This is a genomic window from Ruegeria hyattellae (assembly GCF_041537925.1).
GTDB lineage: Bacteria > Pseudomonadota > Alphaproteobacteria > Rhodobacterales > Rhodobacteraceae > Ruegeria_C.
On sequence record NZ_JBGOSH010000013.1, the window covers coordinates 44,068 to 69,257 of the forward strand.

Here is a 25,190-nt window from a genome sequence, read left to right on the forward strand (position 1 = left end):
CTCCGGACTATCCGGGTAGGCTGGTATTCTGATGCCCCACGGTTTAGGTTTTCTTCAGGTTTTTAATCTTCTCAGCTGCGTTCATCACAGCGCTCACGATGTAAGGATGAGCGCCGCAGCGGCAGATGTTGCCGCTCATGGCAACAGCAGCCTCTTCCTTGGCCGGGCTTGGATTTTCCTCCAGGAATTTCTTCGCCGCCAGAATGAAACCTGGCGTACAGAACCCACACTGAAAGCCTTGCTCTTCGATAAAGGCTTCCTGAACCGGGTCGAGATGATCGCGTGTACCGATCCCTTCGATCGTTGTAATCTCGCGGTCCACTGCCTGGCTACCGAGCACCAGGCAGGAGGTGACAGGTTCGCCATCCATGATGACCGTGCATGAGCCGCATTCGCCCTCGCCGCACGAAACCTTGACGCCCAGCAGGTTTAGATCGTCACGCAGAACATCTGACAGCGATTTGTGTGGCTTAATCTCAACAGGATATGACTTGCCATTAACTTTCAGAATCTGGGTCATGACATGCCTTTCAGGTTTTCGACGCATTTCTTGACTCCGCGGGCCGTCAACACAGCCGTCATGTCTGTGCGGTATTCTTTGCTGGCACGGATGTCTGTGATGGCACTGGCGGCTTCCGCCGACTGAGAACCTGCTGTTTCGGCTAGGCCGTTGGCGGCCTCTTCGAGACTGGCGCCAACCAGAACACCTTCAGCTCCGCTTACCCGGATCACGTTGGGTGCAACCGCGCCTAATGCCACGCCAGCTTTCGCGATCGTCCCATCATCGTTTAGGCGAAGGCACACGGCCGAGCTAACCAAGGCGATGTCTACAACCGTCCTGGCCACTCTATTGTAGGAGGCTGCCAGCCGGTCACTGATTTTCGGAACGACAATCTCGCGCAGCAGTTCGCCTTCGCCAAGATCGGTCTTGTTGACACCCTTGTGGAAATGCTCAAGCGGCAACGTGCGTTCACCATTTGGACCCTGAATCACCGCCATGGCTCCAAGTGCCGTAAGTGGCGGCGACAGGTCCGCCGAAGGCGAAGCATGGCACATATTGCCGCCCATAGTTGCGATCGTGCGAGTTTGTTTGGTGCACATCAATCGGGTTGTTTCACCCAGTGCATCGGTCGCTGAGTTCATTCCCGATGCACGATCCAGATCGTCTAGCGTGGCCATGGATCCGATACGCAGGCCGCCATCCGTTTCATCGATGAAGCGCAACTCGCCTACATGGCTCAGATCAATGCAATAGTCGAGGTCCAGCTTCTTGCGCTTGAACAACAACATCAGGTCGGTTCCCCCAGCCCAGTACCGTGCGCGATCTTTGTGTTCGGCCTTCATTTCGATGGCCTCGGCAACGCTACTCGGTCGAAGATATTTGAAAGTGCGTGTCAACGCTGTTCTCCTACCAATTTTTGCAGACAGCGGCACGACGCCGCCATTCTCCAATGCAAATTCCTGCGCGCGGCGCCTAGACGGGGAGGAACGTCACACCGCGCGCACAGCGCTTGGTTAGTTTGCGGATTTTACCGCGTTCCAAGCATTCGTGTATGCTCCAGACTCGGGCTCAGGTTCTCCCAAAATATAGCTGCTGGAGGTATGCCGGATCATCCTGATGTGCGGTTGCAAGAGCAGCGTCCCGAGCAACTTGGCGACAAACGATATCTTCATTGTACTTCTCCTTGCCAGCCTTCTTCTTTTGCTTTGCCACACAGTAAGCGCTAGCTGGTACATTTTCAAAATTTATTAAGCAAATGCATTGATAAGGAATATAAATGTATTCCTTAAAAATCGGCTCCAAAGAGGAAGTTCGGCGTTTTTAGCAAGAGGCCGTCACTGCAAAGGAATCTCAGAGAGAATTCAGCCAGTTGCAAAGAGGCACCATGTGTGAAGGGCAGAGATTCAACCTATTCGAATCTGGACCGTGGCGACGGATGAGCGGCAGCTTTGAAATGCTGATCCGTGTTCCGGTCGAGGCAATCTATCAACCGGTTTGACAGTTCGAGCCCGGCGGCACTCATATTCGGAAGTTTATAAAACAGACCGATGCGAATCGGCTTCAGAAGTGGAAAGCCCTCACTCTCACAGAGTATTCGCATTTCGTCATCTAACGTCGCATAAGTCATTGCGCTAACACCCAACCCTGCTCCGACCGCGTATTGCAATCCCGATACATCCGGGCTGGTGTACACGAACCGCCAATCGCGATTAACCGAGCCAAGGGCGTCGGTCATGCGATTGCGGTATTCACATCCAGTGGGGTGGCCCACGATAGGAACCACGTGGTCGGGGTTCAGATTGAAGTCGTTCTTGGCCACCCAGATCGGCTGATCTTCCCAGACCCGCACCAAGTACTGCTGGGTCTTTTCGCCAATCAAAGCAATGATCAGATCAAGCTCTCCCTTATGCAGGTCATCAAACAGGGCCAGGGACAGCCCACAACTGACTTCCAGATCGACATCCGGGTGCTCATCCACATATGCGGCGACCGTGGCTTGCAACTTCGACACCGCAAAATCTGTTGGAAGCCCGATCCTCAGCACCCCTTGTCGTTCAGGACTTTTAAACCGTGCCACAGCCTCGTCATTAAGATGCAGGATCTGACGTGCAAATGCGGCCAGAGCGCTGCCTGCTTCGGTCAACTCCAACGACCTGCCCTTCTGTTCCAAAAGCTTGGTTTCCAACAATTCCTGCAGCCTATTCATTTGCAGGCTTATTGCTGGTTGGGTACGGCCAAGAGCATCGCCGGCCCGTGTGTAGCCGCCTAGGTCGATGACCGTTACGAACGTCCGCAACAAATCTGTTGGAAGGTTGACCGTCGACACAATACATTTCCATTTCTTATTTTATTATTATAACTATAAATTGTATTTATCTCATTGCAAGCTCTAACGTCACCTCATTCCGGCAACTTAATGGAGAGTGAGGATGAACCGCGGCGACTTTCACACGGAATTTTGTAACAAGGGGCCTGTCGTTCTGCCGGTCATCCACGTGCTTGACGAGGCCCAAGCCGAGAAAAATGTTCAAGTCGCAATAGACTGCGGTTGTCCGGGCGTATTTCTAATCAATCATGATTTTGAAAAGGAAAAATTAGTCCCGATTATCAGGTCCATCCGAGGCAAGTTCCCGGATTATTGGATCGGTGTAAATTTTCTCGCAGTGACTGGAAAAACCGCATTTCCGATCCTCGACGAGCTACAGCGCGATGGTGTCCGAGTAGACAGTTACTGGGCAGATGATGCCCGCATTGACGAGCGCCGAGGCGAGAACGACCAGGTCGAAGCTACAGAAATAGATCGTATTCGTCAGCAAAGCGGCTGGGAAGGCCTCTACATTGGCGGCACTTGCTTCAAGAAGCAGCGCGAAGTTGACCCTTCACAATACGGCTACTGTGCCCGACTTGCCTGCAACCACATGGACGTGGTGCTGACGTCGGGTGTCGCCACCGGCCACGCGACTGACCTTGGAAAGATAGAAACGTTCCGAAAAAACTGCGGTGATACGGCGCTTGGAATTGCCTCGGGTGTCACCCCTGAAAACGCAAACGACTATAGCGACGATGTAGACCTGTTCATGGTCGCCACCGGGATCAACCTTGAGGGCGATTTCTACAACATCGATCCCGCTCGCCTTAAGCAACTCATGACAATCACCAAACGATAGAGAGGTAACCCAACATGGCACTCGACAAAGGACCCCGTGACGACCGTTGGTATTTTAGCATCATGGCCCCCAACACGAAGGGCGAAAAATTCGCCTGGTTGGATCCAACTTCTATCTACATCAACGGCAAGGCCTACCACGATCTTCTTGATGATCTGTGCGATGACCTGGACCCGGATGAAATCGATGTCGTCGCTGGCCTGGATGCCATGGGCTTCGTGCTGGCCGCTGGTATCGCTACGCGCATCGGCAAGGGCTTTCTGCCAATCCGCAAGGCTGGAAAGCTGTGCGTAGACACTGACAAATCGTCGATGACCAATTACTCGGGCAATACTCAGGACATGGAAATGCGCCTTCCTGCGTTCCGACCCGGAACTCGTGTCCTGCTCGTGGACCAATGGGTCGAAACCGGCGGTACCATGCACGGAGCCATCCAACTGGTAGAACAACAACAAGGCGTTGTTGCCGGTATGGTCGCGGTAGTGATCGAAGAGAACGACGCCACTGCGGAATACCGCAAGAATTACAAGTGCGTTACGGCCATTCAACCCGGCACCAAGTGGCAGGAAGAGGCCAACAATCACTTCTTGGAGAGTTTCCGGGCCTACGATCCGTCCATGGCCTTTCCCACCTAACCTAAGACCATCACTCCCCGACGCGCACGAGGTATCGACTAATGAAACTCATCTGCGGTAACAGCAATACCGATCTGGCCCAATCCATTGCCGGATACTTAAAAACCCCTTTGGCCGAATGCCTCGTGCGCCGTTTCGCGGATGAAGAGGTTTGGGTCAAAATCGAAGAAAATGTGCGAGGAGACGATGTTTTTATAATACAGTCGACATCATATCCTGCCAACGACAACCTAATGGAATTGCTCGTTTTGATTGATGCATTGAGACGAGCATCAGCGAAACGAATTACAGCCGTCATCCCATATTTCGGATATGCTCGCCAGGATCGCAAACCCGCACCTCGCACTCCCATTTCGGCTAAATTGGTTGCAAACCTCATTACATCGGCCGGCGCAGACCGTGTGCTTACGATGGATTTGCATGCAGATCAGATTCAGGGGTTTTTTGATATCCCAACAGACAATCTCATTGCCGTTCCTGCCATGGTGAGTGACATCACAAAAAATTATGACACAGGAAACACAATTGTCGTGTCACCTGACGTCGGAGGAGTGGTGCGCGCCCGCCAACTTGCCAAACGTATTAAGAGCCCACTAGCAATTGTCGACAAGCGTCGAGACAAGCCGGGCCAATCAGAAGTCATGAATGTTATCGGGGATGTGTCAGGTAAGTCGTGCATTCTGGTCGACGACATCATCGATTCCGGCGGCACACTGTGCAATGCCGCCACCGCTCTCTTGAAAAATGGCGCAAAAGATGTCTCCGCTTTCATCACCCACGGCGTTCTTTCGGGCAAAGCCGTCGATCGTATCAATGGGTCCGACCTTAAAGAGTTGGTCATCACCGACACGATTTCAGCAACCGATGCGATTAACGCGTCGGATCGCATTCGGGTCATCACAGTTTCCGATATGTTCGGTAAAGCCATCGTGCGTATAGCGAACTCGGAATCGGTCAGCATTCTTTTCGACTGACATGGCAGGGGAAGATCAGCTGGAGAGTTTCCAACACAAAGAATGAGGAGATGGATATGTCGCGCTTAGAGCAAAGGGCCTTTGTCAGTAGTTATGATTTTTTGCCTAAAGGTGCCACTTCATTCCAAGTTCCTGAAGATGCACCTGCGCGCGACTATCTATTTCTGCTCTTACCGAATCTAACACTGCTCGCCCTTAGTTCGGCCATCGAACCCTTGCGCGTGGCCAATCGATTGACCGGCAAGCAGTTGTATCGCTGGTACACCACGTCGATCCAGAACAACACCGTCAATTGCTCTAACGGAATTTCAATTACTCCGGATATTGCGCTGCCGCAAAACGTGGATGACAGATACACCTTTGTCTGCGGTGGAACGTAACCCGGACTTAATTCCGATAGTCAAACCATAAATTGGATTCGCGGGCAGCACCGCTTTGGACGCAAATTTGGAGCGATTTGCACCGGGACATATCAATTGGCTCAGGCGGGGATGTTAAACAACAGGCGTTTTACGTTGCACTGGGAGAACCAGTCGGCATTCTGTGAAGCTTTCCCAACACTCGTCCCTTCTATGAATCTATTTGAAAACCATTCTGGGATTCTCACCTGCGGCGGCGGTTCAGTAGCCGCAGATATGATACTGTCCATCATCGCCAAAGACCATGGGAATGAACTTGCTGCTCTAGTTGCTGACATGTGCATCCACGCGCGTAAGAACAGCGATCATGTCCCACAAAAATCTTCCATCGCTCATATGATCGGAAATCGCAACAAGGCCCTCATAGCCGTGTTGGAACTGATGAAGAATAATCTTGAAGAACCATTGGGGCTAAACGAAATGACCAAGGCTGCAGGTATTTCCCACCGACAGATCGAAAGATTGTTTCAACATTATTTAGGCACCTCCCCAAAGCGCTTCTATTCAGATTTGCGCCTCGAGAGAGGGCATGTACTACTTGGAGAAACCAATTTGTCCGTCATGGAAATCGCATCCGCGTGTGGGTTTTCGGTTGGACACTTCACCAATCGATTCAAAAAGCGATATGGGGTTAGTCCTCGTGACTATAGCGCGCAGTGGCGCATTAACTAATCGCGTGATTCCTAACTACACCGTTGAACTAACGGAGGCTGTATCGCTGCGATTAATGTTGAAAAAATGACACTGCGCGCACTCGACGTCGGCGCACCGATGCAGCCAATCCGGGCTTTAGTTAACTCGCCCCAACAAGGTGTCCTCGCTGTGATTGTGAACATAGAAGGACCCTCATACCGCCCGCTTGGAGCTATGATGGCAGTGTTTAAAGACAAGCGGCGAGTAGGCAGCTTGTCGTCGGGCTGTGTCGAGGCCGGAATAGCACTACATGCAGTGGAAGCGCTTGCAAAGGGACGGCCAAAAATTGTGCATTACGGCCGCGGCTCTTGGTATCGCGACATCCAGTTGTCTTGTGGGGGAGAAATGAGCGTGCGGCTTATACCTGCGCCTGACCTCACTGTTCTTCGCGAAGTATGCGAGTGCCATGCGGCCCGAAAGATTTTGACTCTGCGCCTCCACACCGAAACCGGAGCGCTTTCTCTTGTTGGTGATGCCGAAGCGGAAGCCGAGGACGCAACTTTCCTGCTTCGGATGACCGTGTTGCAGGGATCAGATTTGAGGCGGATTGACCCCATTCCCCAATAGTTCAGAAGACGCGTTTATACGCCGCACGACCGAGAGATGTCATGCGGTTGAGCGCTTTTGATGCGATTTGCGCTTCAGCAATTTGATTGTCGAAATCACGCGCTTCCAGGCGATCACCGATAACTTGTTTCCACCTTCCGATCTGAGCTTCAACCTGTGATCGCTGGTTGTATCCCGTCTCAATTTGCCAATTCATTCTGCCATGTTTGGTGATGGTATCGATGTGTTGATTGCGCTGTTCATTTGCCCCGTGAACTGCGTTTGTCGGAGGTGGGATCGTGATCTCTACCTCAGTTCCAAACTTGGCTATCAGATGGTCTGCGACACCCTGGCCATCATACGCACCATCCGCAAGGAACTGGCCGACATCGGCATCAATTTCGGCAAGCAGATCCGGGAGCGCGGTTTCGTCGCCGACATGTTCAGTCGTCAGCTCCGCTGCGGCGATGTCGCCTGTTTCCGGATCAAGGGCGATGTGGAGCTTGCGCCATGTTTTGCGGGCCTTAATGGTACCGTGCTTCTCTTCTTGCCAGCCGCAGTCACCATGAATATTTAGACCAGTGCTATCCACGATGAGGGTGATCGGCTTATCTGAAGCGCGCCGGTTTTGAGCGATTAACGACTCCTTACCGCGTCGTGATAGCGTCGAGTAGTCCGGCACCACAAGATCCAATCCCATCAGCTTGGCGATCGACCGCATGAAGCCCTGAGTTTGCCTCAAGGCAAGCCGGAACACGACTCGCAGCGTGAGGCAAATCCCGATCGCCAGATCCGAGTAGACCGCCTGCCCACCGCGGGTCTTGCGGCGTGGCGATGTCCAAACCTTAGCCACATCATCTGAAACCCACACGGTCAAATCCCCGCGCCGCCGAAGGCTTTCGTTGTACTCTGCTGCGTTCGTCACCCGATACCGGGCCTTTTCAAACTTGTCGCGACGGCCATCATTGAGTTTGTAGGGCATCTACCGTCGCTCACGTCACAGAAAACGCTGGAAGTACTTTGAGCGACCGATCCGTGCAACACAGTCTCTCTATACCAACTTTCTCGTGGAATGCCGGACAATCAGTTCTGCCGGTAGAAGATACGGGTCGGGAACGGTCTGGCTTTCCAACCAGCAGACTATCGATTTGGCGGTTACCTCTCCCATTCTTGCAACTGGCAGATGGACCGTCGTGATTGCGGGAAACGTGTAGGGGGAAGAAGGCAGATCATCGATTCCGATCAGCGATATTTCATCAGGCACGTTTATTCGTTGCCTTTGCAATTCGAATAAAACTCCCATGGCCAAGACGTCGGAAAAGCATAGAATAGCCGTAAATGTTGCCTTAGTCTTCAGAAGACTTTGTGTTGCCGTGCCACCACCTTGAATTGAGATATCGGTCTCGAACGTTTGTAGTGATTGCGTTAATTTGGCGGTCTTCAACCCCGATAGTCGCGCCTGAGTCCTGTCGTTGTTCTTGACTGGTCCGTGAACCACGGCAATTTTCCGGTGGCCTGATGCCAAAAGAAAATCGAGAGCAATTCGCGACGCGCTTGCGTTGTCGTAGCCGATAGTCGGCAAATGATAGTTCTTTTTAAAATACGAAGTGGCTATCACCGGAAGGCGCGTTTGTTCAATCAGTCTGTCAAATTCCGGGCTGTGCGTGATACCGGAAACAATCAGCGCTTCCGCACCAATATCTACCAACCCTCTTGCTTTTTCAGTTTCAATCTCGGGATCGTTAGAGGTTGTTGCAACAACAAGCGACAAACCATGCTTTGCCAGATATTTTTCAAGCGCTGCCAGAAATCTTGAAAAGATCGCATTATCTAGTGTGGGAACCAGGGCGCCGATGACGCGGGTTCTGCCGGAATTGATCGCACGGGCGGCAGCACTGGGCACGAAATGCAACATGTCGATCACCTCCTGTACGCGCAAACGTGTCTCTTCAGAAACAGCTTTTGGAGAATTCAGAACCCGTGAGACTGTCGCGACGGAAACACCAGCGGCCTTTGCCACGTCACGAAGATTGGTCCGCTTCTTTTTCGGTCGGCTTTCCATTTCACCTCTATGATTGGAGTGCCCTCTTCGTACTCTTCTAATACTTGACAGATGTAACCAGTTACATCAAGTTGTGTAACTAGTTACATTTGCGATTCACGGAAAACAATGTACACCGACGCGATCCTTCACGAATTCAGCAATAACGGGCACGCTACACCCGCGCGGTTGTTTGCTGGGTTTCAGAAGCCGAGTCACGAACGAACCCTGGTACTTGCACCGCGGGAAGTCCGGAAGATCGCGATGCGCCCCGACGATCTACTGTCCATCACCGGGGTCTGGTCCGAGGGTGAGCTACAGGTTTCAGCATTTGACGCCCACGGAAAAGATGCGCTTTCCACCATCGGACTTGCTGCGTCAGGACAGGTGAACAGTACCGGGGCTGACTTGACAAAATTGGTCGGCTGGATCGCAGCGCAGGGCGGTGATTGCAACGCCTACATCGCTGCCGCCCGCCTGCCAGGAAGTGATGACCAGTTTGTTCTCAGGGCCCGTGGCCCCGTGACCTTATGGCTGTCACGCGTCTCGGACCGTGACCAGTTGGTTAGTGGGTTTGGCGGTGGCTCGATCACAATTACGCATCAGCCCTCTGGAAGAACCGGCCGGATACTGCCCGACCCGCTGGGGGATGTGCGCGATGAATTCACCGTTACGCGCGGCACGGGAACGTCCTACGAATTGAAGCAGGGTGAAATCCTCCAGATCATCGACGTCGAGGGGCAGCAATGCTCGGATTTCGTCGCCATACGCGCCGATCGGCTCGACAATGGTGAGGAGTGGCTGATCGACAGTACCGCAACCCGATCGATGGTGCGACGCGCCTACCCGGGCCCCGGCATGCTCGACAAGTTCTTCGACAGCGAAATGCGCCCGATTCTGAACGTTGTGCAAGACACCTGCGGGCGGCACGATACTTACGGTCTGGCCTGCACAGCACGTGGATACGCGGAGCGCGGTTTCCCGGGGCACATCAACTGTTCTGACAACATTTCCCATGCGCTTGATCCTTATGGTGTGAAGCGCCGTTCCGCATGGCCGGCGATCAATTTCTTCTGGAATACCTGGATTGACCCCAATACTCACGACCTTCTGGTAGATGAAAGTCACTCACGCCCTGGCGACTATATAGCCATGAAGGCACTTGAAGATCTTATCTGTGTTTCGACCGCGTGCCCGGATGACATCGACCCAATCAACGGTTGGAACCCGACGGATGTGCATGTGCGGATTTACCGGCCCGAGACACCTATTCGTCGCGCAGTTGCCTATCGCGAAAAGGAAGACGCACCAATGTCCCTCAGTCAGGAATCTGCCTTCCATGAACGGCTGGGACCATTGACCCAGCACTTTGCGCCGGCTCGGGACCTATGGGCACCGGTGAGTTTTCCGTCGCATGGGACACTGGGCGAGTATTGGGCGTGCCGTGAAGCTGTGACCCTGCAGGACATGAGCGGGCTGCGCAAATTCGATGTTATCGGGCCTGATGCCGAGATGCTGTTGCAACTGGCGACGACGCGAAATGTTTTCAAACTGCCGGTCTGGCGCGGCTCTTACACGCTGATGTGCGACGAAATGGGTTCTGTCATTGATGATGGTACCCTGTTCCGGCTTGCGCATGACCTGTTCCGCTGGTGCTGTGGCACTGAGGAGAGCGGACGGGCGCTGCAGACATTGGCCGAGAAACACGGGTTTCAGGTTCGCATCCACGCCATGCGCAACGCATTGCCAAATCTGGCGCTGCAGGGCCCGAAATCCCGCGAAGTGCTGCGCAAGATTGTCTTCACGCAGCCCCATGTGCCGACGCTGGATCAGCTGAAATGGTTCGGCTGTACCGTTGGCCGCTTGAACGATCGCGAAGGCGCCCCCTTTATGCTGTCGCGTTCCGGATATACCGGCGAGCTGGGCTACGAGATATTCTGCTCCAAGGCCGATGCAGTGACCATCTGGGACGCTGTGATGGCTGCGGGAGAGGAATTCGGGGTCACACCGATGGGGTCGGCTGCATTGGAGATCATCCGCGTCGAAGCGGGCCTCGCGGCGGCTGGCGCCGAATTCGCAACAGGTGTTGATGCCTATGAGGCCGGATTGGGGTTCGCCATTGATCTGAACAAGACGGAGTTCATCGGCAAGGCGGCGCTCGAGCGCAATCATGAGGCTCCCCGACGGGTGCTCAAGGGGTTACTGCTGGATTGCAACGATGTCCCGCCGCACGGCGCCGGGGTCTTTGCCAATGAGAGGCAGGTGGGGGCAGTCACCTCTGCCACGCGCTCTCCGTCGCTAGAGCGCGGCATCGCTATCGCGCGCCTTTCGGTCGAGCAATCGGAAAACGAAACCAGGCTGGAAATCGGGCAACTTGACGGGCGGATGAAACGCCTTGGTGCCATGGTCACCGATATTCCATTCATAGACCCGCAGCGAAAGCGGGCGCGCGCTTAGCAAGAAACATCCAATCAACAGGAGTGAGAATATGAAACTAAAGATGAAATCACTGGCATTGTCAGCTGCAGTCAGCGTGTTTGCGCTGCCAGCCTTTGCGGCGGAAGAGGTCAAGATTGGCGTACCGTCCTGGACCGGCGCGCAGGCGATAGCCTATTTGTTGGGCGCGGTCGTAGAAATGCGGATCGGTGGGGCTGTGGAGTATGTACCTGGCAACAATGCCACGATCTTCCAGGCGATGGATCAGGGCAAGGGCGACATTGATGTACACCCGGATGTCTGGCTACCGAACCAGCAAAGCTTTACCCAGAAATATGTCGATGAGGCGGGCACGGTAACGCTGTCGTCCAACCCTTACGAGGGCAATCAGGGTTTTTGCGTCAGCAAGGATTTTGGCGAAGCCAACAACGTCACTGACATCGCCGACCTGGGTCGCCCGGACGTGGCCGCTTTGATGGACAGCGACGGCAATGGCCGTGGTGAGATGTGGATCGGCGCACCCGGCTGGGCTTCGGCCAATGTGAACGAGGTGAAGGTGCGCGACTACGGGTTGATGGATTTCATCGAGCCGGTCCGGGCCGAAGAAAGCGTGAAAACAGCGCGCATCAAAGACAGCATCGCCAAGGGTGAGGGCTATGCCTTTTACTGCTATAAGCCCCACGCCGTGTGGTTCATGTTTGATGTTGAAATGCTGTCTGAGCCTGCGTTTGATCCCGAAAAATACGTGATGGTGCAGCCTTCGGACGATCCCGATTGGTTCGACAAGTCCATGGTCGCATCGAAAGATGCACTGAAAGATGTTCAGATCGCCTGGTCCAACTCGCTGGTGGATCGTTCGCCGGCGATTGCTGAGTTCTTCACCAATTTCCAGGTGACCTCGGATGACGTGTCGAACTTTGCCTACGAGATCAGCGCCAATGACCGTGATCCGGCCGAGGTTGCGCGTGAGTGGGTTGAAGCGAACCCTGATCGTGTAGACGCTTGGCTGGGTCTCTGATCCAGCACTGAAACCCAAGGTGGCGCTGCATTTTCGGCGCCACCTTAAAACGGCGCATCCCAATCAATAACAACCTCCGGGGGACACATGGGCGACGATACCGTTATCAAGATCTCGAATGTCTGGAAGATCTTCGGTGCCAAACCCGAGATTGCCTTGCAGGCGATCAGGGATCGCGGCCTGACCAAGGCCGAGGTGCTGGCAGAGTTCAACTGCGTTGTCGGCGTGGCCGATGTCAGCATGTCAGTCACCCGTGGCGAAATTTTCTGCATTATGGGGCTGTCGGGCAGCGGCAAATCCACAATGGTGCGCCACTTCAATCGCCTGCTGGAACCCACCGATGGCAAGATTGAAATCGAAGGCACCGATGTGATGGCGCTGGGTCCGAAAGAGCTTCAGCAGTTTCGCAACAACAAGATTGGCATGGTGTTTCAGAACTTCGCACTGATGCCGCACCGATCGGTGCTGGACAACGTAGCGATGCCGCTGGAAATCCGGCAGGTCAGCAAGAATGAGCGCATGCGTCAGGCCGCCGCCATTCTCGATATTGTCGAGCTTGGCGCCTGGGGCTCGAAATTTGCGCATGAATTGTCCGGCGGGATGCAACAGCGCGTTGGTCTGGCCCGCGCCCTGGCCGCCAACCCCGATGTTCTGTTGATGGACGAACCGTTCTCGGCGCTTGATCCGCTGATCCGCCGCCAGTTGCAGGACGAGTTTATCCGGCTCAGCAAGATCCTGAAGAAGACGACGATCTTCATCACCCATGATCTTGATGAAGCCGTCCGTATCGGCAATCGCATCGCCATCATGCGCGACGGCAAGGTGGTGCAGATTGGTACGGCGGAAGATATCGTCATGCATCCTGCCGATGACTATGTAGCGGATTTCGTGGCGGGTATCTCGCGGCTCAAAGTGGTACGCGCCCATGCGGTGATGCAACCTATTGCTGATCATGTCGCGGCCCATGGCCCGTTATCCGCTGACGCCCCGCGCGTCAATGAAAGCGAAAACCTGAGCACGATGATCAATCTGGCGATCGACAATAGCAGCGCCATTCTGGTTGAGGATGGTGGCGTGGATGTTGGCGTGATTACCCGCGCCGATCTGTTGCGCACTGTGATCGAAGGGACAGAAGTATCATGAACACCTCTGATGTGAACCCGCTGGAAGACACAGAAAGCGAAGCAGCCCTGGCCTATGCCGAAGAGCGGCGCGAGAATATTCGGGCATTTGTGCGCACCAGCCCTGACTACTACATCCGAAACTTTGACAAGATTGGTGCGTCGTCCCGCTTCACGCCAACCTTCAACCTGATGGCCGGGATCTTCGGCCCGGTCTGGTTTGGCGCACGGGGGCTGTGGACCTGGGCACTGCCCTTCCTGATCATTGAAACGCTGGCCTTTGTGCAGATGGCCCGGGGAATGTTTGGAGATCTGGCCTCCGACGCCATGGCGCGGATCGCGTCGATCGAAGGCACGCTTGAGTTGCGCCGCAAGCAACTGGAAGCAGCAATTGAAGCCAATTCCGACAAGATTGATGTCTATCGCCGAACGGTCGATTCGCTGGAGGAAAACATAGGCGGTATTCGCGCCGAGGCCGAGGCAATGGCAGGAGAGGGACCAAGTATTGCCCTCACCGGCCTCGCCATTTTGCTGATCGTCAAGGGGGTGCAGGCTATCGTGGCCAACTGGGCACTTGAGGCGCGGTTCTCAGACTGGTTGTCTGACCGGTCGGTTCGTTCGGCCTTGCCGGTTCAGGAGATCGTATTCAGTGCGATTTTCATGGCCCTGATCGTGACTGCCGCGATGATGCATTACTCCTTCCCTGGACGGTTTTCCCTACTCAGCCAATTTCCAACGGATCCAAGTATCCGCCTGACCGGCATCACCTGGGTGGAAGAGTTCATCGCATGGTGTGTTCGCAATAGCGAAGTATTCTTTGAAGTTCTTACAATTGGCATCCGCGCGCTGCTGGATGCGCTTGAGGTCATCCTGGTGCAGACCCCGTGGATCGTGATCGCTAGCTTGATCGTCCTGTTGACCTGGCTGACAGCAGGCATCCGCACGGCCATCTATTCGAGTGCCTTTCTGGCTTACATGGGCCTACTTGGTTTCTGGGAAGCGGCGATGACGACACTAGCCCTGCTGGGAACAGCGGCATGTCTTTCCATTGTGATCGGCATCCCCTTGGGCATGTTTGCGGCGCGACGTCCTCGGTTCTACGCGTTTATCCAGCCAATCATGGACTTCATGCAAACCATGCCTGCCTTCGTCTTTATGGTTCCGGTGATCGCGTTCTTTGGCGTCGGTAAACCGGCGGCAGTAATCGTCACGATGATCTTTGGCGGCACACCTGTGGTGCGCCTGACCGTGCTGGGCCTGCGTGGCGTTCCGGAATCCGTGCGGGAGGCCGCCATCAGCTTTGGCGCCAACAAATGGTATCTGCTGACCAAGGTCGATCTGCCGCTTGCCGCACCGTCGATCCGGGCGGGGATCAACCAGACGATCATGTTGTCGCTGGCCATGGTGGTCGTTGCCTCGCTGATCGGGGCAAAGGGCCTTGGCGAAGACGTTCTTGAAGCCCTGCAATACGCTAATGTGGGCCAAGGCATCCTCGCGGGTTTCTCGATCCTGTTCTGCGCAATGATCCTTGATCGGATCGTGCAGGGCGCCAGAAAATGACACCGCTTGTCTTTGTCCATGGCTTCATGGGCGGCAGCAGGCAGTGGAATTTGCAGGCGCCGCTGGCGGAAGACCGAGAGCTGATCGCCATTGACCTGCCTGGCTTTGGCAAAAATGCGCACAAAGACGCGCTACGCTCCATTCCGGAGTTCGCCGAGTGGGTCCTTGCCGAAGTCGACACCGAACAATTCGACCTGCTCGGTCATTCTATGGGCGGAATGATCGCCCAAGAAATGATCCGACTTGCGCCGGACCGCATGTGCAAACTTGTTCTATATTCAACGGGCGCAGAAGGGGTCATTCCTGAACGGTTCGAACCCATTGAAACCTCTATCCAACGCGCCCATGCCGATGGAGCCAAATCAACGGCTCGCAGGATCTCTGCGACTTGGTTTTTAGACATTGAAACCGCACAGGAATTTCCAGCATGCGCCAAAATCGCGGAAGCTAGCACATTGCAGGCAATCATTGCCGGGTTGGAAGCGATGCGAAATTGGTCGGGGCTTGCTCATCTTGCAAAAATTGCATTGCCCACACTTGTGCTTTGGGGCGACCGCGACCGTACATATTCATGGTCTCAAACTGAAACCTTATGGCGCAACATACCTGATTGCCGACTCGCGGTGTTGCCTGCCTGTGCGCACGCGGTTCACCTGGAAAAACCGGTTCTGTTTAATCAGCTGGTCAGTGATTTTCTGGAAGCCAGCTGATGAGGATCCGGCACTTGCATCGCCAAAAACTGGTCAAGTAACTTCTGTTGAACGTTTGTAGTGACGGGATTGCCGCGTCCAAGTCAAACAATACCGCTGTCAAAACAAGCCTGACTCGATCAAAAAATGGCTGTCCTGGACGGTGTTGCATGGATCAGGATTGCGACGATTATGCCCCAGACCCCATCACTTTAGAAGACGCGTTCATACTCCGCACGACTGAGAGATGTCATGCGGTTGAGCGCTTTCGCGGCGATTTTCGCTTCTGATATTTGATTGTCGAGATCACCCGCTTGCAGGCGATCGCCGATAACCTGTTTCCACCTGACATTCTGGGCTTCAACCTGTGATCTCTAATTGTATCCCGTCTCAGCTTGCCAGTTCATTCTGCCATGTTCAGCGATGGCAGTGATGTGTCGATTGCGCTGTGCATTCTCGCCATGAACAGCGTTCTTCGGCGGAGGGATTATGATCTCTAGCCCAGGCCCAAACCTGTCCGCCAGGCAGTCTGCGACACCCTCGCCGTCATACGCTCCATCCGCCAAAAACCGCGCCACGCTAACGTCGATATCGGCAAGCAAATCTGGCAGTGCTGTTTCATCGCCCACATGTTCAGTGGTCAGCTCCGAAGCGGCGATATCGCCAGTTTCCAGGTCGAGTCCGATGTGGAGCTTGCGCCATGTTTTGCGCGCTTTCCTGGTGCCGTGTTTTTCTTCATGCCAACAGTTGTCGCCACGCACTTTCAGGCCCGTGCTGTCCACTATGAGTGTGATTGGCTTACTTGCATTTCGCCGGTTTTGGGCGATCCTCAGCCCCTTGCCACGTCGCGAAAGGGTCGAGAAATCTGGCACCACAAGGTCCATGCCCATCAGCCGAGCAATCGACCGCATGAAGCCCTGAGTTTGCCTGAGCGGGAGTCGAAACACGACCCGCAGAGTGAGGCAGATCTCGATTGCAATATCGGAGTAACGTGACTGGCCACCGCGTGTCATACGGCGCGGCGACGCCCAGTTCTCCCTTACATCTTCAGACACCCAGATCGTCACGTCACCTCGACGCCGGAGGCTTTCGTTGTATTCCGAGCAGTTCGTGACCCGGTACTTTGCTTTGGGAAACTTGTTGCGACGGGCATCATTGAATTTGTATGGCATCCACAGCAACTCACGGAAGGGAAAGCACCAGAGCTAATCCGGGAGTGCGATCCGTGCAACACGGTCATTCAGAACCAGGCAATCGCATTTGCCTTCGATGTAACTATGCTACTTGTCGTTGGCGTGCCCTACTGCCCGCCCACAATGTTGACTTTGCCTACAATCTTCGCGCCGCTTTCAGTTGCCATAGTCCTGGCCGATACGTCAGCCTGAACATGTGAGGTCGCCGCAATCTTCAGATCGTCACATTTCAGACGACCTTGATGCTTGCCTTCCATATCGATCTTTTTTGCCGACAGTGCACCGTCAACCGACCCGCCAACCTGAACAGTGATTGTATCAGCACTGATGTCCCCGACCACACGGCCTTTGACTTCGACGCCTCCTTGACTTGAGTTTAGATTGCCTTCAATTATCAAATCTTCTTCAACTATTGAGTTCGCCACATTGAAATCCTCTAGATGAGATGTTGGCGACCGTAGAACGAAAATCGTTCCTTGAACACCTTCCAAACAATTCAACCGTAGCGTTTCTCAAGCGCTCATTTGTTTGGTGAGACCCACCTAAAAGTCGAAGGTTCGGAAGGGTCTTCGCGAAACTTGCGATCTTTACTGATCCGGCCCAATTCTACCACCCAGCAAGTTCTCCCGTTGCCAGGGCAAGACCTGCAAAGCAGACATTTTGTTCCAATTTTCCCTCACAGGCTCTCGTGCTTTTCCGTAGAGCATCCCAGTCATTAACGCGGGGCGCATAACACGCCCCGCACCAGTCTTTAACGACCACCCGATCTACCGGGCATGTTCATCCGCTTGGCCGCGCGCGGTGGCGTTTTCATACGCAGGTCGCGTGGCGGCTTGGCTTTGGCCTTCACTGGCTCAACAGATTTTGGTGTATCCTCCACAGCAGGACGGGTGCCACCGAGGGTGGTTTTTGGTGGTTTGAAGGGCATGATGCACCTCATGGCAAAAGGAAACTGAAGTCGCGCAGATGCACGATCACGAACGCCCAAAAGGGGCTAGCGTCGTTTGTCCATTGGCGGGGGTCCTCCGCAGGAGTGTTTCGATACGCATTCTGCCCATTCAGGTCAGCGCGCGGCGGGATCAGAATCTATGCTGGTCCATTGTTAGATTCTCCTTTGAGAATATTGGGAGAGTCTCAAACTATGGAGCATGTGTCAAACCTGCTCAATGAAAGGGTGCGATTGTTGTCAGACGGTCGGGTAAAGCGGCCCAAACCGGGCTTTGAATGCTCCATCTCTTGCTGCAGTGTGGTTCTCGCATTGTTGCCATTCGGGCAAAGTGCGCCTTTTTCACTGCGATGCAGCCGAAGTCACCGAAGCAGCCTTCCATGTCACGCCTCCGAATGTTTCTTCTGCTTACTATCAAATATGTAGTGGATTGCTTTCGACCGTGAAGTATCTCGCAGAGCGGGTGTTCCCTAGAAGTCACCATATCGAGCTGCACTGGCAGCTCAACACGCTTCTAAATGGGAAAAACACAATGACCACGCAAACCCAAGACAAACCCGTTTCAAATGGTGTAAATACCGAGGCCCTGATCGGTGCACGGGGCGCATTCGCCGAGATACCGCAAGCTGCATCATTCACATTCCGCAGCACCTGTGACTGGGTCAACGGCAGCGAAAGCCGCAACACTATCAATGGCTATTACGGCCTTGGTGAAGAACACACACGCAAAGAAACTTTTTCAATTTGCTCAGACCATCCAGAAGTTTTCGCCGCCCGTGACAGCGCGCCGACACCCCCGGAAATCGCACTGTCAGCCTTGGCAAGTTGCCTGACCGGGGGCATCGCTGCTGTCGCGCAGCATCGGGGGATCCAGCTGCATGACGTTCAGTGCGTTGTCGAGGGTGACATGGATATGCGCGGGATTTTGGGTATGGATCCCGACATTCGCAATGGCTTCAGTGCAGTCCGTGTGGCCTTTACTATTGATGCGGATGCAAGCGACGATGACATTCGTGCATTGGTCGCACAGTCGCAGAAGCGATCCACTGTTTTTGATCTGATGACCAATCCGACCAACGTACATGTGGTCGTGGCCTAAGCCGCGATTGCTACAAGAGCGAGTGTCATGCGAAATATTTCGACCGTCATCATTGGCGCCGGGCAAGCCGGGCTCGCAATGAGCAAATGTCTCTCGGACCGCTCCGTCGCGCATGTTGTATTGGAGCGGGGCGAGGTGGCGCAGTCCTGGATGAAAGACCGGTGGGACAGCCTGCGGCTGCTTACGCCAAACTGGCAATCACGGTTGCCGAGCTATGGATATGCCGGACCTGATCCAGATGGGTATATGAACATGCCGCAAATCACAGGTTATCTGCGTAACTATGCCCATGCGATCAATGCCCCGGTCGAAGAGCACACTGCTGTTCATTCTGTGACGTCTCATGGGAACAACTATCTGGTTCGCACCAACAAGGGCGATTGGATTTGCGATAATGTTGTTGTCGCCAGTGGCGCTTGCGCGCGGCCCAAACTGCCTCAGTTGGCTGGCGCTGTTCCAGAAAGCATCATGCAACTGTCGCTTAGCACATATAAATCGCCTGACCAAGTTGCGAAGGGCGGTGTGCTGGTGGTTGGGGCCTCGGCCAGCGGTGTGCAAATCGCTGCCGAGCTTGGCACATCCGGGCATGCGGTGACCCTTGCCGTTGGCGAGCATATCCGCGCGCCGCGTCGCTATCGTGGGCGGGATATTCAGTGGTGGATGGATCGTAGCGGTATTCTGGATGTCCGCGTCAACGAGGTGGATGACAGTGACCGTGCCCGCCGCCTGCCATCCTTTCAACTGATTGGTGATCCCGGAATAGATTCCATTGATCTGAATGCGCTTCAGGCAATTGGGATTTCAGTTACCGGTCGACTGGCTGGCATTCAAAACGGTATGGCGCAGTTTTCCGGCTCACTTGCCAATCACTGTGCCATCTCGGATCTGAAGATCGGCCGACTTCTAAGGCATTTTGACGACTGGGCCGGCCGCATGAACATTCCCGACCTTCCCGATGCGCGACAGTTGCCCCCGACGTTATTGCCCACCCCGCTACACCTCATGTCCAATCTGAGAAACGGCGCGATACACACCATCGTTTGGGCAACGGGTTATTCCCCAGAATTCAGTTGGCTGAAGCTTCCTGTGTTCGACCAGAAAGGCATGTTGATCCACGATCAGGGCATCGTTGCACCCGGTCTTTACGTCATCGGGTTGCCCTTCATGCGGCGTCGGAAGTCGGCACTGATTGATGGCGTGGGCGGCGATGCGCAGGCCCTTTCCGATCACCTTATTGCCAATCGAAACCGCCGCGCGGCTTGAAAGAATTCAATCATGGACAAGACGATCAAAGCCCCCGCAACTTCGACGGCGTTTACAGATCTGGTCGGGGTGGATCACCCCATCGCACTGGCCCCCATGGCCGGCGCGGTGGAAAGCGACTTGGCTGCTGCCGTTGGCAATGCAGGGGGCTATCCGATCATGCCTTTCTCGTGGAGCAGCAGGGATACCATTGAGGCTGAACTGACAAGCCTGCGTGCAAAAACCGATGCTCCGTTTGCCGTAAACCTTTGCCTTGATATGCCACAAGAAGCTCGATTGGAACTTTGCCTGTCGCATCGCCCCAATGCTGTGCATTTCTTCTGGGGGGATGCAGCGCCTTTCGTGAAGGAAGTACATGCAAAAGAGGCTTTGGTGATCCAAACCGTCTCGAGCGCGATTGACGCCAAACGCGCTGTTGATGCGGGTGTAGATATTTTGGTTGCGCAGGGTTGGGAAGCCGGAGGGCATGTTCGAGGGACGGTCGCGACCCTGCCACTGATTCCGGCCGTCGTGGATGTGGCAGGATCAGTGCCCGTTTTGGCGGCCGGAGGTATCTCGGACGGGCGCGGGTTGGCGGCAACCCTTTGCTTGGGGGCCAGTGGTATTGTCGTGGGAACCCGTTTTCTGGCGACCCCAGAAAGCGCGGCGCATTCCGAATACATCGCGCAGCTTATTGCAGCCCAGCATTCAGACACACTCCACGAGACCGATCTGTACAATGTTGGATGGTCAAATGCTGCACATCGCGTGCTGCGTAACGCCGTTGCGGATCGTTGGCTTGCAGAAGGTCGCCCCGACAATTGGGCACGTCACCGGTCCGGTGAAACGGTTGCAATGCGAGGCAGCGCCCCAATCAAAGCCTATCAATCCACGACACCCCATCATTCGATGACCGGTGAGATTGACGCATTATCGATGTGGGCCGGTCAAAGCGTTGGCCTGGTGAACAGCGTTGAACCCGCTGGAACGATTGTCGACAGCATAGTGGAACACGCCCGCGCAGCACTACGATTGCCCTAACGTGCTGCCAAAATCTCTTCGGCATTCGGCAAGCTTGCGAAAATGCAATCGGAAAGCCAGCTTGTTATATTGCGTGTCAGAGCCGCCGGTCCGATGATCTCCATCTCGCCAGAGGCTTTGGCCGCTTTATAGGTCGTGTGGCCCAACCAGGCATCCGCCATCGCGCGCACCTTTGTTGTAATAAATACGTCCACGTCAAGACCGGGATCGGTGGTGCAAACATCAACATTGCCACCTTCAACCGTGATCCACCATTTCGGTTGCTCATCGAAATCCGTAAACTGGAACAACACGACCGTTCTGCTGCCGGGTAGGTTCTCGGGAACAATACTTCGTTGAAGATAAAGCATCAGAAGCTCGACGTCGTAATCCGCGTCGCTCATAAACGCCTTTGACCATTCCATGCCCCAACTTCCAAGTGCCAGCAGGATCGGCTGCAGCTGCCGGCAGCTTGCGGTTGGTAGGTATTCGTGCCCCCGACCGCCTTGAATGCGACGCTTATAGACAAGGTCATATTCCTCAAGCGTGACCAATCTGCGCGTCAAAAGTGTGGGAGAAATCGCCCCCAACCCACGCTGGAGCTCTGAGAAACGTGTGCTGCCCATTAACAGCTCGCGCACAATCAGCATGGTCCATTTTTCGCCTAAAATTTCAGTTGATTTGGCGATGGGGCACCACTGGCCATAGCTGTGCGACATCAATGTTACTCCAGAAAGTGTAGTAAGATACTCCAATCGGTATAGTGTCTTGCTCCAATCTGTAAAGCATCGCGTAGGGACGGTGTGAGGTAGGTCTCATCATAGAAAGCAGCCCAAGCACGGATCTGCAAAACAGAGAGAGCTTATGACCCCACCCATCCACTCGGCCAAGACAGCGGCCCCGCAATCACGTCCGGTATTCAACGCGATCACGCAAGCACGTGGTTTTGTACCCAATGTCTATGCCGTTTATGGCGGTCTTCCTGATGCGATGACCGGGTTTGCCGGGCTGACCGGCGCGTTTGGCAACAGCAGCTTGTCACCCGCCGAACGCGAGGTGATCCAACTTGCGGTAAGCGTGGCCAACAGGTGCCGCTACTGCGTCGCGGGTCACACAGCTTTTGCTGCTGATGCCGAGCTGAGTGACAGCCACGTTCAAGCAATGCGTGAGGGGCGCGACCCAGAAGACGATCGTCTTGTTGCTTTGGTGCGCTTTGCCCGAAAATTGACAATAGACCGTGGCCGTGGCTGCACCGAAGAATACACGGGGTTTTTGGCGGCCGGTTATCACCCGGATCAGGCTTTGGAGGTGATCATAGGCGTTGCAAATAAGACCCTAAGCAACATGACAGCCAACTTACTGGACCTGCCGCTTGACGCAGAATTTGCACCCTATGCATGGACTCCTAAGGCAGACGCTGCATGAGTCCCGAAAGCCGCGCATAGGGATTAAAGATCGCTTTGGTCCTGTTTGGGACCATCTGTTTTCTGATTTATCCACTAGCCGTTATCTGGCCTTCGGGGTGGGTCTGGCATGGTGGCGGTGGTCAGCACTATTTCCAGATGATCTGCAGTATTTACGCGGTTCTGGGGTGGTTCCTGATCCGGGCGTCCTCAGCCCCGCAAAACCATAAGAGCCTGATCGGTTTTACCATCTGGTCCAGTATCGTTCATGCCGTGATTATGGCTATTCAAGTCAGCCACAACCATATGGAGATCGGTCATTTGGTGGGCGATATCCCAGCCCTTATCATCATGGCCACGGTGCTTTGGTATCTGTCGCCACGCGCTGCAGAAGCCCCCAGAACCAGCGAAAGAACATCCAAATGATATCCGTAGTCAAACAGCGCGTCACCGTTAAAACCGCCGAGACCCCGGCTGAAATCGCCGCTGTCCAAGATATGATGCGGGCCTTGGTCGATTGGCTGTTTGTACGCCATCACGCCTACCACGACCTTGTGGCCAGCTATTTTGACCCGGATGAGTTTGAACGCAAGCTATCAGACCTGCCTGGCATGTACGGAGCCCTCGCAGGCACGCTGCTAATCACGAGCGTCGATTAGAAGTTCGCTGGTTGTGTGGGATTGCGCGCAATCGATACAGATGCCTGCGAAATGAAACGCATGTTCGTCGATCCAAAATTCCACGGGCAAGATGTAGGCTTGGCCCTTGCAACGCATCTGACCCACCGTGCTCGCGAATTAGGTTACGCAAGAATGTATCTTGATACCGGGCCAGAACAAATCGAGGTGCGAGGATTGTACCAAAGGCTCGGATTTCAGCCGATCAAACCCTACTACGATGTCAGCGACGAAATGGCGGATTGGCTAACGTTCATGGTGCTGCAATTCGACACCCAAGGGGCAGGAAAATGGGTTACCCAATATCTTCTTCGCCTCTGTCGTTTCTGCCCGCAGGTCACCTCCAAAAGGGTTACTCTGATCCACGCTGCAAGCAAAGGATCGTGGCGAGTTTCGCCATCATGCCGTACCTTCGCTTGCAGCGTGGATCGGATGAAGCGGGGCGTTTTGAGCAGAAGACGCGGTCACGTGTGACTTGGTCGTCCTTCTCTTCCAACGGTTTGCACCGGATGGCTGTTATCATCGCGCGGGCAAGGATGTTGAGCATCGGTTACGATTCCGTTGTGGCGTGTTTGAGCGTGTTCATTCATAGACTTGCGAGTGTCAGGCCGTAGATGCAAACCACAACGACAGCTAACGCCACGGCTTGGTAGGGTGCGATGGTATCACCTAGGAACGGGACGGAAAGTACCATCGTTAGGGCAGGCCAAGGTGTTGTGATCGAGCTGGCCAAGGATACGTCAATAGGGCGGACAGCGTAGAACGACTGTGTTGCACGGATCGGTCGCTCAAAGTAATCCCAGCGTTTTCTGTGACGTGAGCGACGTTCGATGCCCCACAAATTCAGTGATGCCCGTCGCAATAAGTTTCCCAAGGCAAAGTACCGGGTCACGAACTGCTCGGAATACAACGAAAGCCTCCGGCGTCGAGGTGACGTGACGATCTGGGTGTCTGATGATGTGGTGCAGAGTTTGGCATCGCCACGTCGCAAGACACGCGGCGGACAGGCGCGGTACTCTGATCTGGCAATCGAGATCTGCTTCACTCTGCGGGTCGTGTTTCGACTTCCGCTCAGGCAAACTCAGGGCTTTGTGCGGTCGCTTGCCAAGCTGATGGGCATGGCCCTTGTGGTGCCGGACTTCTCGACCTTGTCGCGGCGCGGTAAAGGGCTGAGGATCACCCCACACTGGCGAGCTGCAAGTAAGCCAATCACGCTCATTGTGGACAGCACGGGTCTGAAAGTGCATGGCGGCGACGGCTGGCATGCAGAAAAGCACCCCACCAGGAAAGCCCGCAAAACATGGCGCAAACTCCATATCGGGCTCGACCGGGAAACTGGCGATATTGTTGCCTCGAAGCTGACCACGGAACATGTGGGCGATGAAGCAGCGCTGCCAGACTTGATTGCTGGAATCGATGCCGATGTGAGCCGGTTTCTGGCAGATGGCGCCTATGACGGCCAAGGTGTGGTTGACTGCCTGGAGGACAGGTTCGGGTCTTGGATAGAGATCACTATCCCTCCACCGAAGACCGCGGTTCGCGGCGAGAATGCAAAGCGCAATCGACACATCGCTGCCATCGTTGAACACGGCCGAATGAACTGGAAAGCGGAGACGGGATACAACCAACGATCACAAGTTGAAGCCCAGATTAGCAGATGGAAACAAGTTATCGGTGAACGTCTGCAAGCGCGTGATTTCGACCGTCAGATAGCTGAAGCGCAAATCGCATCAAAGTCGCTCAACCGCATGACCGGTCTCGGTCGTGCGAAGTATGAGCGCGTCTTCTGAACCGATGGGGTAAGGGGCA

28 protein-coding genes are annotated in these 25,190 nt (G+C 54.6%); 19 read left to right on the forward strand and 9 right to left on the reverse strand.

Annotated elements, in window-relative coordinates; genetic code table 11:
* Positions 1 to 43 precede the first annotated feature (43 nt).
* From AB1E33_RS23185 to AB1E33_RS23195, 3 genes are all read right to left on the reverse strand, one after another.
* On the reverse strand, positions 44 to 520 hold the full coding sequence (locus tag AB1E33_RS23185; protein WP_372579613.1) for a (2Fe-2S)-binding protein: 477 nt from the start codon (positions 518 to 520) through the stop codon (positions 44 to 46).
* Complete coding sequence (locus tag AB1E33_RS23190) at positions 517 to 1,452, reverse strand: FAD binding domain-containing protein (protein ID WP_372579614.1); 936 nt, start codon at positions 1,450 to 1,452, stop codon at positions 517 to 519. Before AB1E33_RS23190 ends, AB1E33_RS23185 begins: the two co-directional genes overlap by 4 nt.
* A gap of 458 nt (positions 1,453 to 1,910) precedes the next feature.
* Positions 1,911 to 2,828 carry a LysR substrate-binding domain-containing protein gene (locus AB1E33_RS23195; protein WP_372579615.1) on the reverse strand — a complete coding sequence of 306 codons (918 nt, stop codon included), beginning with the start codon at positions 2,826 to 2,828 and terminating at the stop codon, positions 1,911 to 1,913.
* A 103-nt stretch (positions 2,829 to 2,931) separates the two neighbouring features.
* Between AB1E33_RS23195 and AB1E33_RS23200 the strand changes: the two genes are divergently transcribed.
* The 6 genes from AB1E33_RS23200 (at position 2,932) to AB1E33_RS23225 (ending at position 6,957) form a co-directional block, all read left to right on the forward strand.
* The gene (locus AB1E33_RS23200) at positions 2,932 to 3,669 is read left to right on the forward strand and encodes a BtpA/SgcQ family protein (RefSeq protein ID WP_372579616.1); all 738 of its coding nucleotides are present in this window, start codon (positions 2,932 to 2,934) and stop codon (positions 3,667 to 3,669) included.
* Between the two features lie 14 nt (positions 3,670 to 3,683).
* A complete protein-coding gene (locus AB1E33_RS23205) occupies positions 3,684 to 4,304 on the forward strand; it encodes a phosphoribosyltransferase family protein (RefSeq protein ID WP_372579617.1) in 621 nt (206 codons plus the stop codon).
* A gap of 41 nt (positions 4,305 to 4,345) precedes the next feature.
* Entirely contained in the window at positions 4,346 to 5,278 is a 933-nt protein-coding gene (locus AB1E33_RS23210; protein ID WP_372579618.1) for a ribose-phosphate pyrophosphokinase, read from the forward strand.
* Between the two features lie 56 nt (positions 5,279 to 5,334).
* Complete coding sequence (locus AB1E33_RS23215) at positions 5,335 to 5,658, forward strand: type 1 glutamine amidotransferase family protein (protein WP_372579619.1); 324 nt, start codon at positions 5,335 to 5,337, stop codon at positions 5,656 to 5,658.
* Positions 5,659 to 5,754: 96 nt separating this feature from the next.
* Positions 5,755 to 6,369: a GlxA family transcriptional regulator gene (locus AB1E33_RS23220; RefSeq protein ID WP_372579620.1), complete on the forward strand. Its 615-nt coding sequence runs from the start codon at positions 5,755 to 5,757 to the stop codon at positions 6,367 to 6,369.
* Between the two features lie 66 nt (positions 6,370 to 6,435).
* On the forward strand, positions 6,436 to 6,957 hold the full coding sequence (locus AB1E33_RS23225) for an XdhC family protein (protein ID WP_372579621.1): 522 nt from the start codon (positions 6,436 to 6,438) through the stop codon (positions 6,955 to 6,957).
* 1 nt (position 6,958) lies between these two features.
* Here the strand turns inward: AB1E33_RS23225 and AB1E33_RS23230 are convergent, their stop codons facing one another.
* Both AB1E33_RS23230 and AB1E33_RS23235 read right to left on the reverse strand, forming a co-directional pair.
* The gene (locus tag AB1E33_RS23230; protein WP_372579622.1) at positions 6,959 to 7,918 is read right to left on the reverse strand and encodes an IS5 family transposase; all 960 of its coding nucleotides are present in this window, start codon (positions 7,916 to 7,918) and stop codon (positions 6,959 to 6,961) included.
* 69 nt (positions 7,919 to 7,987) lie between these two features.
* Positions 7,988 to 8,998, reverse strand: a complete 1,011-nt coding sequence (locus AB1E33_RS23235) for a LacI family DNA-binding transcriptional regulator (RefSeq protein ID WP_372579623.1) — start codon at positions 8,996 to 8,998, stop codon at positions 7,988 to 7,990.
* A gap of 243 nt (positions 8,999 to 9,241) precedes the next feature.
* Here AB1E33_RS23235 and AB1E33_RS23240 point away from each other — a divergent pair, with 243 nt between their 5' ends.
* From AB1E33_RS23240 to AB1E33_RS23260, 5 genes are all read left to right on the forward strand, one after another.
* Positions 9,242 to 11,434 (forward strand): DUF1989 domain-containing protein, encoded by a 2,193-nt coding sequence (locus tag AB1E33_RS23240; protein ID WP_372579624.1) that lies wholly within the window; start codon positions 9,242 to 9,244, stop codon positions 11,432 to 11,434.
* 31 nt (positions 11,435 to 11,465) lie between these two features.
* Positions 11,466 to 12,431, forward strand: a complete 966-nt coding sequence (locus AB1E33_RS23245; protein ID WP_372579625.1) for an ABC transporter substrate-binding protein — start codon at positions 11,466 to 11,468, stop codon at positions 12,429 to 12,431.
* Between the two features lie 87 nt (positions 12,432 to 12,518).
* Positions 12,519 to 13,574 carry a quaternary amine ABC transporter ATP-binding protein gene (locus AB1E33_RS23250; RefSeq protein ID WP_372579626.1) on the forward strand — a complete coding sequence of 352 codons (1,056 nt, stop codon included), beginning with the start codon at positions 12,519 to 12,521 and terminating at the stop codon, positions 13,572 to 13,574.
* Complete coding sequence (locus tag AB1E33_RS23255; protein ID WP_372579627.1) at positions 13,571 to 15,112, forward strand: ABC transporter permease; 1,542 nt, start codon at positions 13,571 to 13,573, stop codon at positions 15,110 to 15,112. Before AB1E33_RS23250 ends, AB1E33_RS23255 begins: the two co-directional genes overlap by 4 nt.
* On the forward strand, positions 15,109 to 15,822 hold the full coding sequence (locus AB1E33_RS23260; RefSeq protein ID WP_372579628.1) for an alpha/beta fold hydrolase: 714 nt from the start codon (positions 15,109 to 15,111) through the stop codon (positions 15,820 to 15,822). Before AB1E33_RS23255 ends, AB1E33_RS23260 begins: the two co-directional genes overlap by 4 nt.
* A gap of 353 nt (positions 15,823 to 16,175) precedes the next feature.
* Here AB1E33_RS23260 and AB1E33_RS23265 read toward each other — a convergent pair whose 3' ends face one another.
* The 3 genes from AB1E33_RS23265 to AB1E33_RS23275 form a co-directional block, all read right to left on the reverse strand.
* Positions 16,176 to 16,973, reverse strand: coding sequence for an IS5 family transposase (locus AB1E33_RS23265; RefSeq protein ID WP_372579629.1), 798 nt, complete (start codon positions 16,971 to 16,973; stop codon positions 16,176 to 16,178).
* Positions 16,974 to 17,101: 128 nt separating this feature from the next.
* A complete protein-coding gene (locus tag AB1E33_RS23270; RefSeq protein WP_372579630.1) occupies positions 17,102 to 17,419 on the reverse strand; it encodes a bactofilin family protein in 318 nt (105 codons plus the stop codon).
* Positions 17,420 to 17,745: 326 nt separating this feature from the next.
* On the reverse strand, positions 17,746 to 17,922 hold the full coding sequence (locus tag AB1E33_RS23275) for a hypothetical protein (RefSeq protein WP_372579631.1): 177 nt from the start codon (positions 17,920 to 17,922) through the stop codon (positions 17,746 to 17,748).
* A 292-nt stretch (positions 17,923 to 18,214) separates the two neighbouring features.
* Between AB1E33_RS23275 and AB1E33_RS23280 the strand changes: the two genes are divergently transcribed.
* Genes AB1E33_RS23280 through AB1E33_RS23290 form a run of 3 tightly spaced genes read left to right on the forward strand, consistent with a single transcriptional unit; the run spans position 18,215 to position 21,322 of the window.
* The gene (locus AB1E33_RS23280) at positions 18,215 to 19,039 is read left to right on the forward strand and encodes an OsmC family protein (RefSeq protein ID WP_372579632.1); all 825 of its coding nucleotides are present in this window, start codon (positions 18,215 to 18,217) and stop codon (positions 19,037 to 19,039) included.
* 27 nt (positions 19,040 to 19,066) lie between these two features.
* A complete protein-coding gene (locus AB1E33_RS23285; RefSeq protein ID WP_372579633.1) occupies positions 19,067 to 20,302 on the forward strand; it encodes an NAD(P)-binding domain-containing protein in 1,236 nt (411 codons plus the stop codon).
* 12 nt (positions 20,303 to 20,314) lie between these two features.
* Positions 20,315 to 21,322, forward strand: coding sequence for an NAD(P)H-dependent flavin oxidoreductase (locus AB1E33_RS23290; protein WP_372579634.1), 1,008 nt, complete (start codon positions 20,315 to 20,317; stop codon positions 21,320 to 21,322).
* Here the strand turns inward: AB1E33_RS23290 and AB1E33_RS23295 are convergent.
* Entirely contained in the window at positions 21,319 to 22,020 is a 702-nt protein-coding gene (locus tag AB1E33_RS23295) for a winged helix-turn-helix transcriptional regulator (protein ID WP_074739126.1), read from the reverse strand. The two genes, AB1E33_RS23290 and AB1E33_RS23295, sit on opposite strands and share 4 nt — an antisense overlap.
* Positions 22,021 to 22,165: 145 nt before the next feature.
* On the opposite strand from AB1E33_RS23295, the gene AB1E33_RS23300 reads away from it, so the two are divergent.
* The 5 genes from AB1E33_RS23300 to AB1E33_RS23320 all read left to right on the forward strand — a co-directional run bounded on the left by AB1E33_RS23300 (position 22,166) and on the right by AB1E33_RS23320 (position 25,171).
* Complete coding sequence (locus AB1E33_RS23300) at positions 22,166 to 22,726, forward strand: carboxymuconolactone decarboxylase family protein (protein ID WP_372579635.1); 561 nt, start codon at positions 22,166 to 22,168, stop codon at positions 22,724 to 22,726.
* 35 nt (positions 22,727 to 22,761) lie between these two features.
* Positions 22,762 to 23,130 carry a DUF6632 domain-containing protein gene (locus AB1E33_RS23305; protein WP_372579636.1) on the forward strand — a complete coding sequence of 123 codons (369 nt, stop codon included), beginning with the start codon at positions 22,762 to 22,764 and terminating at the stop codon, positions 23,128 to 23,130.
* A complete protein-coding gene (locus AB1E33_RS23310; protein ID WP_372579637.1) occupies positions 23,127 to 23,363 on the forward strand; it encodes a hypothetical protein in 237 nt (78 codons plus the stop codon). The genes AB1E33_RS23305 and AB1E33_RS23310 overlap by 4 nt, the downstream gene beginning before the upstream one ends.
* A 15-nt stretch (positions 23,364 to 23,378) precedes the next feature.
* Positions 23,379 to 23,855 (forward strand): GNAT family N-acetyltransferase, encoded by a 477-nt coding sequence (locus tag AB1E33_RS23315; RefSeq protein WP_372579638.1) that lies wholly within the window; start codon positions 23,379 to 23,381, stop codon positions 23,853 to 23,855.
* Between the two features lie 356 nt (positions 23,856 to 24,211).
* The gene (locus AB1E33_RS23320; protein ID WP_372579639.1) at positions 24,212 to 25,171 is read left to right on the forward strand and encodes an IS5 family transposase; all 960 of its coding nucleotides are present in this window, start codon (positions 24,212 to 24,214) and stop codon (positions 25,169 to 25,171) included.
* Positions 25,172 to 25,190: the final 19 nt, after the last annotated feature.